The organism is Frankia sp. CeRuru1, from assembly GCF_977966315.1.
Window position 1 is genome coordinate 1 of sequence record NZ_CDWWEW010000127.1, and the last position, 12,788, is coordinate 12,788.

Genomic DNA, 12,788 nt, shown 5'->3' on the forward strand with positions numbered 1-12,788 from the left:
CGGCGGGCGGTCGCCGCTCATACAGGGGACCGGCACGCGGACCGGTACGGCTACCCGATGGGCAGGGGGTATGCCGACACAGCGAGACTCCCGGACGACGCCGGCGCGTCCGGCCGCGCCTTCGGCATCCTGGGCATCGTCGTCGCTGGTTCCCGGCGGCGGCAGCGGGGGCACGCGGCCGGTTGGCGCACGCACGTCATGGCGTCGATCACCAGCCGGTCCGCGGGCCGCATCCGTAGGCGGTCGTGCGCGTCCACCAACGTGTGGAGGTCGGTTCCGTACGCGGTCGCCAGCAGCGCGAGAATCTGTGGGGTGAGCCTTCGCCGTGCGGAAGTATCCGGCCAGTGCTCCAGTTCGCACAAATAGGGGCCGGTGATGGGAGCCCTGCCGTCCGGGTCGATGCCGAGACGGGCCGCTTGTCCGTTGATATGGTCGGCGGCTTGTATCAGCGTCCAGCCGTGCGCGTGGCGGAAGGCGGTGCGGGGACGGAGCCGGTAACGTCGGATGAACTCATCTGCTATCTCGGCCTGCGTCATTCCCGCATGCAGCAGGTGGACCCGTAGCGCGTTCCGTTCTGCTCGCATACCAGCTCGCCCCATGTTCCCCCCTTTCCCGGTCAGGCTGTGATGCGTCAGGCCCGGTGTGGCACGGCTTCGGGCGAGCGGCGGCCGGAGGGGGTCCGGTGCCACGGGTCCAGCGCGCGCAGGGCGTCAGCGACCCGCCGCAGGGTCTCCGGGTCGGTGCGGTAGACGACCGGCGCCGTGGGCTCCGGCCCGACCCTCGGCCGCCGCGTCGGCATCGGTGTAGCGGCCTGCGTCGGCGGCGGCGCGGTGCGCAAACCGCCAGGAATCTCGGCCCACATGACTTTTCCGCCGGTCCTGACCCTGTACCACGACCATTGGCGCGACAGAGCATCGATCATCAGCAGGCCGCGTCCGTCCTCGCTGAACACGTCCGGGTTTTTGATGCGGGGAGCGGTGTCGTTGCCGTCCCACACTTCGATAAGGACGTTTCCGCTCGTGGCGGTGAGCCGTATGGCTACGACGTCGTCCGGATGGCTCGCCTTCACGGCATTCGACGCCAATTCGCACACGACGAGTTCGGCGCTGCTCACGGCGTCCGGGTCTACCGACCATTCCGTGAGCGTGCGGACCGTGCTCGTGCGCACCTCGGGGACAGCGGCGGCTGTCGGGAGGAAGTGCGCCACGGCCACCCGGACCACCGGCGACGGGTCGGCCGCTGTCATGCCGAGCCCCTGATCGTGTCTGGCCGGTGTCCGGTCGACATGGCACACAAGATCATCCCTGCCCGTCGTCGCTGGCCTAGTGCTGTCCCCGCCGGGCCTTGCCTTGCGGCGGTACGTCCGGCGGGGACAGCGGACTGTGAGGAGGACGCCCCGGTGCGACGAACCCCGGGCGAGTGATCGACCCCGACTGCACCGGAGCGCCCTCGAAGCGTGATGATGGCGCCGTGTGCCTTTAAATGCAAGTACACATACAGGCCCGCTTACGATGGATGTAGAGGTCAACAGGCCAGCAACGGCCGGTGGCAGACTGCGATCAGGTACGGGTGTCCAGTGGCGGAGGAAGCGTGGCGAAGTCGTCAGCAGGGCCGACGGTGCGCAGCCGTCGGCTGGGGGTGGAGCTGCGCAGGCTGCGGGAGGCTGCCGGCCTGACCGCTGAGGAGGCTGGGCGAGCCATCCGTGCGTCCGACGCCAAGATCAGCCGAATCGAGAACGGACGGGTCGCTGTCCGCGCCGTCGATGTCGACGATCTCCTCACTGCCTACGGAGTGGAGGACGCCGACCAGCGCGAAGCGATCCTCACGCTGGCCAAGGAGACACGTCGACAGGGCTGGTGGCGCAGCTTCAGCGACGTCGTCCCGCGCTGGCTGGAGGTCTACATCGGGCTGGAAGCCGACGCATCGTCGATCAACACCTACCAGACCTCCCTCGTGGAAGGACTGCTCCAGACGCCGGAGTATGCCGCCGCCGTGATCCGCTCGACGTCGCCGGAGCTTCCGGACGAAGAGGTGCGCCGCCGCGTGTCCCTCCGAACGAGCCGCCAAGAGCGCCTCAGCCGGCCACAGCCACCGCGGCTGTGGGTCGTGCTCGACGAAGCCGCACTCCGGCGACCGATCGGCGGACGCGACGTGCTCAACGCCCAGCTCAGGCACCTAGTCGACGTCGGAGCCCAGCCGAACATCACGATCCAGGTACTACCGTTCGACGTCGGCGGGCACGCCGCGCTCGGGACCTCCTTCACACATCTGGGCTTCCCCGACGCCGAAGATCCAGAAGTCGTCTACCTGGAGGTCTTGACGGGCAGTCTGTACGTGGAGAAGCCCGACGAGGTGCGGCAGTATAGAGACAAGCTCGACCATCTCCGAGCCCTCGCGCTCAACCCCAGCGCCTCCGCCGAGATGATCACGAGCTTGTCGAGGGAGCACTCATGACCAGCAAGATCGAGTTTGGCCGGGACGATCTCTCCTGGCAACTGTCCAGCTACACCAACGGTAACGGGGCGTGCGTCGAAGTCGCCACGCTGCCGGAGGGGGGACGCGCGATCCGGGACTCCAAGGACCGCAGCGGCCCCATCCTCGTCTTCACGGCGGCCGAGTGGAGAGCGTTCGTCGCGGGCGTACGGGACGGGGAGTTCGACTCCTGACTCAGCGAGATCGAAATCCTCTTGCCCGTGACGGCTGCTGCGACGCTTGGCCTTCGCCCCGTCTCACGCGTCTGATGCGCGTCCGGCAGTTCCCGTCGCTGGTCAGTCCGATGACCGATCAGCGACGGGCTCACAAGCAACGGCCTGTGCAGACTGCGAAGTGATCAGCCGCTGGTCAGGTTGCTGGGCGCGTCAAGGTAGGCGTCGAGCAGGGCGTCGCATTCATCTTTGAGTACTTCGGGAATGACTTCGACGAAGTGATTGAGGCGCGGGTCGCGCACAACGTCCCACAGGGAGCAGACGGCGCCGTTATACCTGTCCCAGGTGCCTACAACGAGGCGTGGTACGCGGGCGAGGACGATCGCGCCGGCGGACATGGTGCCTGGTTCGAGAGTGGTCACGAGGGTGCAGCCGGTCAGCCGCCACGTTCCGAGCGCCTGGGCTGCCTGGCGGAGCGCGAGGATCTCGGCATAGGCGGTGGGATCCGCGGTCCGTTCGCGGTCATGGTGCGCAGCCGCGATCTCGGCCCCGTCCGGTCCGTAGATGACCGCGCCGACCGGTGCGTCGTCGGCACCGGGGTCGGGGAGGGTCTTCGCCAGTTCCAGCGCGCGGCGCATCCAGGGCTCGTACTGGGCTGTGGGGATCGGCACGGCCCCATTGTGCCGATCGCCGGCTCAGAGGTGCGAAGGGGTACGGACGTCCGAGAGAGTCCGGAAGCGATCAGAAGCCTCGATTGGTGTGACGTCCGCTACTTTCACGGAGTGTGAAGACCTGCGTCGGCTGGGTCGCTTGAGGAGAGGGGTGGTGGAAGTTCTATCGGCGCCTTCCCGGCCTGCGGCCTGACCAGCACCGCCGAGGGCCTCGTCGGCTGCGTGCTGGCCCAACCGCTGCACGCGTCGTCGCCCGAGTCGGACAGGGCACTGGCGGACCGAGGCCGAGCGGTGCTCCGACTGAGGGCTCGGATCGGCCCTGCCAGCCCGGCCACCGTGCCGACGAACCGCCACGAAATCGTCCGCACGAAGCCCAACGCCCAACATGAGAAACGGGCAAACACCGCCTCCACCAGCCAATCCACGCCGCCCTGATAAACTCTGAGCCGTGAATATGCTTGCCCAGGTGACCTCCACGCGTAGGCGTGATATCGAAGATCTCCGCGACCAGGTTCGCCGGTCTCGCCCCGCGACCTTTCCTTCGTCACGCGACTATCCGCTGGCAAGGCTAAGTGCGATCGTCACGCAAGCATTGCAGGAGAAGTTTGCGCGTTCCGATCTCACGGCAGAGATCGAGTTGATCTCCCGAGAGAAGTTCGGCGCCGATGTGACGGTTAAGATGCCGATGCTCCTCAAAGAGGCGGGCGCGAAGGAGTTCGTTAAGACCTACATTCCGCGGGCCATCGAGGCCCTACAGGTCGAGGAGCTCAAGAAAGTAATTTCCGAGGCCACCGCCAAGGGCATCTACATCAATCTCACGCTTTCCGATGACTGGCTGGCGCAGGCCGTTCAGAGGATCAACAATCTTGGCGATAGATTCGGCGAGAACGATAGTGCTGCCAGGCAGACACTCATCGTCGAATACTCGTCGCCGAACGTCGCGAAGAAGCTTCACGCTGGACACGTCCGATCAACTATCATTGGGCACGTACTCGGCAACCTACACCAGGCATGCGGTGCGCTCGTATACCGGTTGAACCACATCAATGACTTCGGCGGATTCGGTTTCATGTTTGAGGGGTATCGCCGTTTCGGCGATATGTTCCCCGCGACCATGACCGAGAACGATCGCCTGCTTGAGATCTACGCCATCCGCCGCGCGCTGGAGAGGGTGGTTGCCTCCGGCGGAGGGCTGGGCGGTGCCAGCGAATCGGACGCCGCCGTGCTCCAGCGCTATTTCCCGGGCGTGGACAGCAAGGAGGCTCTTGAGTCTGCGTTCAAGGGTTACGTGGAGGCGTCGGATGCCCGCTTTGCGAGGCTGGAGGGCGGAGACTCCGAGGAGGTGGAACTCTGGTCCAAGATGGTGGACTGGAGCCTTGCAGATTTTCGTTCTTTCTACGAAGCACTCGACATCAACATCGACTTCACGATCGGTGAAAGCTTTTACTTCCTGGCCGGTAATGAGGTGATCGAGACCGCTCTGCGCGACGGCAGGGCATTCGAGTTCACAGAGAGTCGCCTGCGCGAGGAAATCGCCAGGATCGAGCAGGCCATGTCTGCCGGTGAGATCACTTCCGCCGTTCGCGACCGGACTGTGGAGTTCGCTCGGAAGGATCTCGGAGCCATCGTCGTTCCTCTTCCAGGAAACGAGCGATTCGTGGTCCGGAGGTCGGATGGCCGGAGCATCTACGCGACACGCGACGTCGGAGCCATCAAGCTCCGCCGTGACATCTTCGACCCGTCCGGCATCTACTATGTCGTGGGCCAAGAGCAGCGCGTCCATTTCGCGCGGCTCTTTCAAGCTGTCGAGGTCCTGGGCATCGCAAGCCGTGACGAACTGGACCTCCGGCACATCTACTTCGGCTTCTACGTCGATGAGAAGACTGGCCGGAAGCTCTCAAGCCGAGACAGCGTCGCCGGAGTGAACGATCTACTGAAGATGTCATTCGAGCACTTTTGGAAGAGGTCTGCGGAGCGCGGCACAATGACGGAGGAGGAACTCTCTGTTGCCGCCCAGCAGTTGGCGGTCGGCTCGCTCGTCTTCAACGACCTCAAGCAGGACATGAAGACGACTGTCGCCATGGCTCGCGGAGATCTTTCTCCGACCCTGACGGCCTTCGAGAAGTCAGGAGGACCGTATGTCGTCTACACTGCATGCCGCGCACGGGCAATTCTACGGAAATGGGGCAAGCCCGTGCCGAGCCTGGTTGACCTGACACATTTCGAGGTCAGCGACCAAGAGGCGCAGCTCATTCTCAAATTGCAGGAGCTGCCAAGCAAGATTACAAGAGCAACAGGCGAGGACAGCCCGGCCATTCTCGTCCGCTATCTACTGGATCTGGCAGCACTCTACAATTCCTACTATACGACCTCGCCGGTCCTTGAGGGCGAGACCGCCAACGAATTTCGACTGATGATCACTCAGGCTGTTCAATACACGCTGGTTAACGGGCTGCGTCTCTGCCACGTCGAGTGTCCCCCGAAGATCTGACGTGTAGCACCCCGAAGACGGCGTGCCGCGAATTCTGAGGTCATCAGACCTTTATCGCATGTGCGTTGCGTGTCGCTAGCTAGGGTCACATTGAGAGCCAGGTCATTCCTCAAGGCTCCGAAGGTCGTTGGCGATCCGTTCGTTGGAGGCGTCGAGAGTGCCCAGTGAAGTTGGTCGGTGCTACTGTAGCCGGGTCTGGGCACTCACGAGTGCGGGCCTGCTATCCGATGACCATAGAGGTTTCGAGGCCGTTGACCATCGGCCTGATAACCGGTTTCCATTCACGCCACGGCGTCAGGTCCCGACCGATAAGGCCCTCCAAGACATCGAAGTCCGCTTGGTATGAGTCGCGAAGTTCCAAGGCGGTCGCAAGATCGAGTTCCGGTGCGGTGAGGCCGCGAGCCTTGAACTGCAATGGAGACGCGGCGTTTTCCACACGTGTGGGCCCAGCCAACTTCATCGGCTCCACGCCGAGGAATTCGAAGACAGTCGCCAACAGGTGCCGGCCGTGGTCGCGCTCCCAATCCTCGTACAGGAGGACCAGCATCTGTTCAGGCTGGAAGAGTTGGGCGTACCGCAGAAGGTGCTGGCCGTAGAGGCCGCGTTCCCGATAGCGCCATACGTAGCTCCACCCCGCTGCCCGCCGCCGCTCCTCCAGAGCAAGTGCGCGACCGAAGTCGGACTCTGGCTCCGTCTCGTCCATCCGCTCAAGCCGGAAGCTTGAGAAGGCGCGCTCGACGGGGTGTCGAAGAACAGCGATGATCTTCGCGTCGGGTACGCTCCGGCGGATCGACTCCGCGGCGCTCGACGACGACAGATAGGCCGGTGTCACCTCGACGCCACGCTGGTCCGGCGCGCAGGCACGGTACAGGGCGAGGTAGTCGTCGTGGGACGTAACAATGCGATCCGGCAGCTCGCGGTCGGCCGGTCCGTGGAGCGTTTCCAGGGCATCCCTGACGTGATAGCGGGGCTCCAGAATGGAGGGCACGAACAGCTGCGGCTGTTCGGCGAGGTAGCTACGCAGAGTGCTCGTGCCGGCGCGGGCCGACCCGACGACGAAGATCTCCGGTTCGTTCACCAGGGCAGGTCCCCCCACCCGGACGGGGCAGTCAGGCGAGTGAGGTCATCGCCGGGGCCTGGCGTTACCAGTACCCGCACGCACGCGAACGGCACCTCCGGTCGCCGGTAGTCGAAAACTAGAGGGATCCGACCCGCATTGCGGGCCATATCCCCGACGCGGATCAGACCGTCCGTTCCCTGTATTCTCGCAGGCATCCGCTCGTCCCATTCGAGTTGGGGTGCACCGGCCTGAGCCAAAAGCCATTGCACGGCTCCGTTAGGCACAGCAGCCCACTTTCGTTGCTCCGCCCTCTGGAACGCGAACGCCTGGGCTACTTCCCGGAGCGCCTTGGCCGTGGCATCTGTTAGGCTCAGGCCCGCACCCATGCCCAGCAGAGGAAATCCGAGTTCGGCCAGGCTGGACGCGGCGACGACGACATGGACATCCGGCAGGGGCGACGGTACCCGAAGTGCGAACAGCGAACGGGCGCGAGCGCGTCGGTGGTAGGAGGTCATGATCTCCACGACCTCATCCTCGACCCGGTCGAGGGGAATCCTCGTGCCCACTCGGGCCTCGCGCCACCACGCATTGACAGCTTCTCGCTCGACATATTCTAGAAAGCCCGCGACAACGGCATCATCGCGCGTCTCGCCCACGGCCATCCCCGTGGCGCCGCCGGGCGTCGGCCGACGGTGCCGGTGGTAGCAACGTTCAGCAGGCACGGCCATCATTGACGCACCGTCAGATACGGAGCAGAGGACCCACTCCTCCTCCGCGCAGCACTGTAGGTCCTCGCCCGCTGAGATTACGACTCTTCGTGCGGGGCACAGGTGAGCCAGCGTCGGAAGGGCCTGCCCGCGAGACAAGATCGGATCCTGCGGCTGCCGGAACGTGCAGTATCGCTCCAGTCCTTCGAGAGCGGCCCGAGCAATGGCCTGCGGCGCTGTCAGCCCACTGCCGAAGGCATCCCGGCAGGGGTTCACGCCGTGGGTGATCGCCCCGTCCGGTCCCACCTCGACGGTTGAGCCCTCACCGCTGGCATCGGCGTAGCGCGCTGTGGCCACGGGAATGGGTGTCTCGCACTCTTTGACCAACCTCGGAGCCTCGACCAGGCCGGTGACCGAGCCGAGCAGAGACCTCAGCTTCTCCCATGCCCTAGCCAACCCGGCCGGCAGGTCCAGCTTGGAGGCAGCGGGTTCGCCCGGCCACCTCGAAACGCGGTGAGGAGGCTGTCCATGCCCGCAGTCGGCGTACGCCACGACAGGATGCAGAGTGTTAGCGGCCTCGACCGCACTCGCGTGCAGGATTCCCGGGCGGCCGTCGGAGATGATCGCTCGTAAAGCGGATCGTGCCAACTCGATCGCGGCCCGCGACGGCGGCGCACCGGTAGTGAGCCTCGTGCAGGCGCCACTGGACAGGCTCGGCCAAAGAGCTCGCAGAACGTCGTCGTGGCCGATCACGCGTCCCCGCAGGCAGTCCCGGCACATCACCTGCTCAGGTCCGCCAAGCGGGGCAGACACCTGGACTGTGCCTCCGCGGAGTCGGCATACAGCCCATGCCCGAGCGGTCGGAACGTCGGGGGGATGGAACAGAATCAGATCGGCCCAGCTTTCCACCAAGAACAGGACAGTTTCGTTGGATTCTGGTTCTTGCTCCCACTCGTCGTGAAGCCGATTGATCCGTGCCCGCTTGAGCTGCGGAGCCCCGTGTCCGACATCCTGGCTCCAGTCGGGGCCTGGCTCGTCGAAGGGCGTTGGCGCCAGGAGACCTGCCCGGTCCAGCGCGGCGGCAATGGTCTCATGGACTCGTTGCGGGCTCCCGGCTTCCAACGAAGGCGTGTTCGTTGGAGGGCTGGCCAGGAGAGCTACCGCGGACAGCGCGGACGGCGTCGCGCGGAAACGTACGACGGGGCCACCGCGGCGATGGAGGAGCAGCGTCCGGCCAACCAGGAAGACATCAACGTCGAGTGCGAGCTTCGGTTCCATCGTCATCAGCGGCGATGCTGGCCCAGCGGAGCGTGTGGGTATACCTCGATGATCAGATGAATGCGGTCGACATCACCACAGTTGTAGACGGCGTGCCGACGCAAGTTGTTAATCTCGTACGCCCGGCCCGGCTCTAGGTGATACCGACTGTCCTCGACAGTGAAGGTCACCTGGGGCGACGTAATTACTGGCAAGTGGATCTTGTTGGGGACTTGCGAGGACTGGTTCAGGTCGACATGCTCAGCGATGACAGCGCCCGCCCTGAGACGGGAAAGGATCACCTTCGCCGGTCGGTACGATTCGAGGCGAAGTCGGTCCGCGACCAGGTCGATCAGCGGTATGACGCAGTCGCACCACCCGCCCCAGTGCTCCGTCGGCCTAGAGTTCAGGTGCGACGCCGGGTAGTCTGCGGGGAACATCAGTGCGATGTTGTCGAGACCCTCGTTCCTCCGCGAAAACCTCGCGCCAGCCTGAGGCCAGGTTTCGCCTAACGCGACCGCACGCTCACGAAGCTCTGCGATCAGCGCTCGCGGGACCGGGCCAAGATCCTTCATCAGGCCGGCGAACCGACCTTCGCCGACCGGTCGTTGGTGCGTAATCATTCCCGGTCCCCGGCGCTGCCCGCCCGGAACTGCGCGACCTTCGCCAGCAGATTGCGGTCGCCGCTGCTGTTGTACTCCTCAAGCGCGTGCAAGGCCCACTTCTGGAAGTCTTCACGGGCGACGAAATGGCCATCGCGTGTGGCCAAGCCCTCCTCGGACACACCGGCGAACACGCGCACCTGATCTGTCCCGACCGCCCACATCACTTCGGCGATGTCGAAGACCGAGGGCGGGGTCCACCCCGCAGCCCTGGCCCGAATTGCCCAAGGTGAGCCGGCTGCCATGTACATCGAGTTGACGCGCAACGTCAGCCTGACTTCGTGTTCCGCGCACACCCGCTTGATGTACTCACACGTTTCGATGGCCTCACTACGTGCCTGTGCGTCAGTGTGCTCAGGGTGCGCCTTCAGCAGGACGTAACTCTCAAGAGCGTAGCCAAAAGAGCTTGCATAGCGGACGGCAGCCTCAAAGTCCGTCAACGACATCCGTTTTCCTAGAATGTCATTGCGTAGACGGTCGTCACTACTCTCAAGGCCGATCTTCAAAGCGACCGTGCAGTCCCCCTTGAGCGAGTCGACCGTACCTAGTGTCATCGGCGTGACAAACTCGGGGCGGGTCTCCAGAATGATCTCCCTAGCACCGGGAATGCTACGCGCGGCGGCCATCGCCGATCCAAGCTGTCCGATCGGGAGCGTGCGTTCGTCGAGGAAGGAACCCTCGTTGCCGAGCGCCACCCGAGCTATCTGGCCTGCCTGTTCCTTCCGAACGAATTCGGTCATCGCATCCAACTGGCCGGCCAACTCTGCCGAGGAAACATCGATAATCGCCCCGGCGGACGGCAGAGTGCAGAACGTGCAGGCGAACGCGCACCGTCGGGTGTAGAGGACCGCGATCAGCTCTTTCTCGCCCAAGAATCTTCGCAGCACGAGGCTGATCGGCCGATCGCCGGACTTGGGCCTGATCCGAAGAGTCTGGCGGTCGCCCCGCTCGCGTAGGACGGCACGGTCGACCGAAGCAGGTCGGAGCGTGAAGCCCTGCAACAGAGCCGGGATCTCACCGAATTCCGCCAGCACCGCAGCCGACGGATCGTCGACGAGCAGCTGGCGGAAATCCTTATCCAGCCAAGCCCGGCGGGTGATCCTATTGATCAGCTGCTGGCGCTCTCGCGCCTCCTCGCTTCGAGCTTCGGTTGTGTCCATGTCCGTCCGATCAGCTCGCACAGAAAACTATCGTAACCTATCGGCGGCCGTTGTCGGACGGGCGCAAGGCGTCTGAATTACGCAAAGCGGCTACCCAAGATTCCCCTCCTCCGGCAGCTGCCAATAGGAGGAAAGCAGCAAGCGAGACCCCTTGAGAAGAGGACGCGCGCGATGCAGCCCCAGATTGTCAAAGACGACGAGGGTACCCGCGGGTCCGTCGCAGGACATCGACCGCCAGTTGTGTCGTGCCCTCAGTCTCCGTGCCTGAGTCGGCAGGATACATCCGGCGTAGGCGCTCTCCTCATTCGCGTACTGGCCATCCGCGCGCTTGCGGTAGTACTCAAAGAAATCCTGTTCCAGGCGGATCCTCCACGGCGACCATCGATGACTACCAACGAGGTACTCCATCGCGGCGTTGTCGGATCCGACATCGGCCAAGTAGACGAACACGGACAGCAGTGGGCGCCACTCGTCGATGTGGTAAAGGTCAACGATGCTCTCCTCGCCAACCACGATCTTGGCTTGGATCGCTTCTCTGTCCGGCACCGCATGAGGTGAGAGGTAGGCTCGCGCGATATCGCGGATACGGCTGTCGTCAAACACCTGCTTCGAACTCGGAACGTGGCTTCGCGGATTGAGAAGCAGGCGCCGGGCATTCCGCTTTGCGATATCAGGATGGACGGCCTCGCCGAGCAGATCGGTGTTACTGTGCACCTCTGCCCTGATGGCCCTAACCACCTGTCCGTCGACAAAGCGGGGAATCAGAGCTATGCCGTCCCGGCGGAGATTTCTCAGGATGTCCGCGTCACGCGTCAATGCGGGCGTGATGCTCCGACGCCGAAGCTGCCCGAGTTTTGCCACCGCAAAAGCCAGATCTCCCATAGTCCGATCCATCCCCCGGATTGTTCCGGCCAGGCCCATCGGCGCTAACAAGAGGGCTTTCTCCGCAGGCGAATAGCTCCGCAGGTAAAGACGCGGACAGGCAGATGGGACCTGAAATCCTCAGGATCCCATCTGCCGCCTTCCGCGACTAGCAGCGGCGGAAAGTGGTTCCAAAGTGGCCCCCGTCGATGGAGACCGTCTGAACCTCGAACTCGACCGACTCGTCGACGAGTTCGTGCCAGGTGTCAGTGGGAAGCGGGATGTCGATGACCGCCTCTTGGGCTGTGGTGATCGCCGCAGTGCTCATGTTTACCCCCGCGATCGGAGTTGGCATTGTCCTGGCCCACACTTAATTCGCAGTGTGACCAACGCGGCGCGCACTGTCAAGGGGTTCGGCGTGCCATCTGGCGCTAGATGGCTGCGATAGCCCCCTGGGCACTCCGGATTCAGAGCGACGCCGCTCGTAAAGATCAGGGGCTTGCAGGGGTGAATGCGCTGTTCACGGCACCACCGGATGATCATTTGTCTGCCGAGAGAAGTGATCGACCTCCCGTGTCGTTCTGCTCGGACCTGATGCGGCTCTGGTCGAAGGCGTCGATCCACGTGGTCAACTCGCCGACACGACCGCGGCGGAGAGGCGAGGCCAGGGGCACCTCGGCCGGCGTCGGGACCGCGAACAGCCAGCGGGAGGGGTCCACCGCCGTCCGGACAGTGGGCGCAGGGTTTCGGTGCGGACCCGTCGATGCTGCCGGCCTTGAGCGCGCACCACGTAGGACGGTGCCCCCTGCGCTCAGGCGTGAGGCGCATGCGGCGGTCGTCATCACGTTCGGTCCAAGTCAGCTCGGAACAAGCGCTCATGTCATCGGCGTGACCCGCAAGCCGTAGGACTATTGGCTGACCGCGCGCCGGGAAGCCTCAGCAAGTTCTGATAGCCGAGTCTGCCAGTAGCGGCCGGCCCGACTTGCGAAGCGTCCGGCATAGCCGCTGATGCTGCCAGCGCGAGTCCCGACCTGTAGGCACCCGACAGCCCTTGCCGGAGTCACTGGCGCCTGCGAGACCACACCAGGAGCAGTGGCCGGGTGGCGCTGGCGTGCTCGATGAGCTGGCAGCTTGGGGCGTGCCCGCCCGGCCCGTGGTGCCGCGTGCTCCGAGATCCCGATTGGCGATTGCCGACCTTGCCCAGCGGGGCGGAGTACGCAAACCTTCAGCCGGTTTGCGTGGTGTAGTCGATTCGGGTTGTCGTCGGCGGTGCG

General features: G+C 64.4%; 12 protein-coding genes. 3 read left to right on the forward strand and 9 right to left on the reverse strand.

Features of this window, described 5'->3' with window-relative positions:
• Nucleotides 1-50: 50 nt before the first annotated feature.
• Nucleotides 51-584, reverse strand: coding sequence for a hypothetical protein (locus tag AC08OP_RS11410; RefSeq protein WP_476614168.1), 534 nt, complete (start codon nt 582-584; stop codon nt 51-53).
• Between the two features lie 47 nt (nt 585-631).
• Entirely contained in the window at nt 632-1,246 is a 615-nt protein-coding gene (locus AC08OP_RS11415) for an ATP-binding protein (RefSeq protein WP_476614169.1), read from the reverse strand.
• A 344-nt stretch (nt 1,247-1,590) separates the two neighbouring features.
• Between AC08OP_RS11415 and AC08OP_RS11420 the strand changes: the two genes are divergently transcribed.
• Both AC08OP_RS11420 and AC08OP_RS11425 read left to right on the forward strand, forming a co-directional pair.
• Nucleotides 1,591-2,454, forward strand: a complete 864-nt coding sequence (locus AC08OP_RS11420; RefSeq protein WP_476614170.1) for a helix-turn-helix domain-containing protein — start codon at nt 1,591-1,593, stop codon at nt 2,452-2,454.
• Nucleotides 2,451-2,666: a DUF397 domain-containing protein gene (locus tag AC08OP_RS11425; RefSeq protein WP_476614171.1), complete on the forward strand. Its 216-nt coding sequence runs from the start codon at nt 2,451-2,453 to the stop codon at nt 2,664-2,666. Before AC08OP_RS11420 ends, AC08OP_RS11425 begins: the two co-directional genes overlap by 4 nt.
• Before the next feature lie 164 nt (nt 2,667-2,830).
• Here the strand turns inward: AC08OP_RS11425 and AC08OP_RS11430 are convergent, their stop codons facing one another.
• Nucleotides 2,831-3,316, reverse strand: coding sequence for a nucleoside deaminase (locus AC08OP_RS11430; RefSeq protein ID WP_476614172.1), 486 nt, complete (start codon nt 3,314-3,316; stop codon nt 2,831-2,833).
• Between the two features lie 592 nt (nt 3,317-3,908).
• Here AC08OP_RS11430 and argS point away from each other — a divergent pair.
• On the forward strand, nt 3,909-5,807 hold the full coding sequence (gene argS, locus AC08OP_RS11435) for an arginine--tRNA ligase domain-containing protein (RefSeq protein WP_476614173.1): 1,899 nt from the start codon (nt 3,909-3,911) through the stop codon (nt 5,805-5,807).
• Between the two features lie 220 nt (nt 5,808-6,027).
• On the opposite strand, the gene AC08OP_RS11440 is transcribed toward argS, so the two are convergent.
• The 6 genes from AC08OP_RS11440 to AC08OP_RS11465 all read right to left on the reverse strand — a co-directional run bounded on the left by AC08OP_RS11440 (nt 6,028) and on the right by AC08OP_RS11465 (nt 11,842).
• Nucleotides 6,028-6,885, reverse strand: a complete 858-nt coding sequence (locus tag AC08OP_RS11440) for a sulfotransferase family protein (protein WP_476614174.1) — start codon at nt 6,883-6,885, stop codon at nt 6,028-6,030.
• Nucleotides 6,882-8,858: a YcaO-like family protein gene (locus tag AC08OP_RS11445; RefSeq protein ID WP_476614175.1), complete on the reverse strand. Its 1,977-nt coding sequence runs from the start codon at nt 8,856-8,858 to the stop codon at nt 6,882-6,884. Before AC08OP_RS11445 ends, AC08OP_RS11440 begins: the two co-directional genes overlap by 4 nt.
• Nucleotides 8,858-9,454: an aspartyl/asparaginyl beta-hydroxylase domain-containing protein gene (locus AC08OP_RS11450; protein WP_476614176.1), complete on the reverse strand. Its 597-nt coding sequence runs from the start codon at nt 9,452-9,454 to the stop codon at nt 8,858-8,860. The genes AC08OP_RS11445 and AC08OP_RS11450 overlap by 1 nt, the downstream gene beginning before the upstream one ends.
• On the reverse strand, nt 9,451-10,653 hold the full coding sequence (locus AC08OP_RS11455; protein ID WP_476614177.1) for a hypothetical protein: 1,203 nt from the start codon (nt 10,651-10,653) through the stop codon (nt 9,451-9,453). The genes AC08OP_RS11450 and AC08OP_RS11455 overlap by 4 nt, the downstream gene beginning before the upstream one ends.
• Nucleotides 10,654-10,743: 90 nt before the next feature.
• On the reverse strand, nt 10,744-11,535 hold the full coding sequence (locus tag AC08OP_RS11460) for a phytanoyl-CoA dioxygenase family protein (protein WP_476614178.1): 792 nt from the start codon (nt 11,533-11,535) through the stop codon (nt 10,744-10,746).
• Nucleotides 11,536-11,683: 148 nt separating this feature from the next.
• Nucleotides 11,684-11,842, reverse strand: coding sequence for a hypothetical protein (locus tag AC08OP_RS11465; protein ID WP_476614179.1), 159 nt, complete (start codon nt 11,840-11,842; stop codon nt 11,684-11,686).
• Nucleotides 11,843-12,788 lie beyond the last annotated feature (946 nt).

Excerpts from the sequence above, each read along its gene's own strand:
- AC08OP_RS11425 (WP_476614171.1), top strand. The coding sequence starts at position 2,451 with ATGACCAGCAAGATCGAGTTTGGCCGGGACGATCTCTCCTGGCAACTG.
- AC08OP_RS11455 (WP_476614177.1), bottom strand. The coding sequence starts at position 10,653 with ATGGACACAACCGAAGCTCGAAGCGAGGAGGCGCGAGAGCGCCAGCAG.
- AC08OP_RS11445 (WP_476614175.1), bottom strand. The coding sequence starts at position 8,858 with ATGACGATGGAACCGAAGCTCGCACTCGACGTTGATGTCTTCCTGGTT.
- AC08OP_RS11410 (WP_476614168.1), bottom strand. The coding sequence starts at position 584 with ATGCGAGCAGAACGGAACGCGCTACGGGTCCACCTGCTGCATGCGGGA.
- AC08OP_RS11450 (WP_476614176.1), bottom strand. The coding sequence starts at position 9,454 with ATGATTACGCACCAACGACCGGTCGGCGAAGGTCGGTTCGCCGGCCTG.
- AC08OP_RS11465 (WP_476614179.1), bottom strand. The coding sequence starts at position 11,842 with ATGAGCACTGCGGCGATCACCACAGCCCAAGAGGCGGTCATCGACATC.
- AC08OP_RS11415 (WP_476614169.1), bottom strand. The coding sequence starts at position 1,246 with ATGACAGCGGCCGACCCGTCGCCGGTGGTCCGGGTGGCCGTGGCGCAC.
- AC08OP_RS11460 (WP_476614178.1), bottom strand. The coding sequence starts at position 11,535 with ATGGGAGATCTGGCTTTTGCGGTGGCAAAACTCGGGCAGCTTCGGCGT.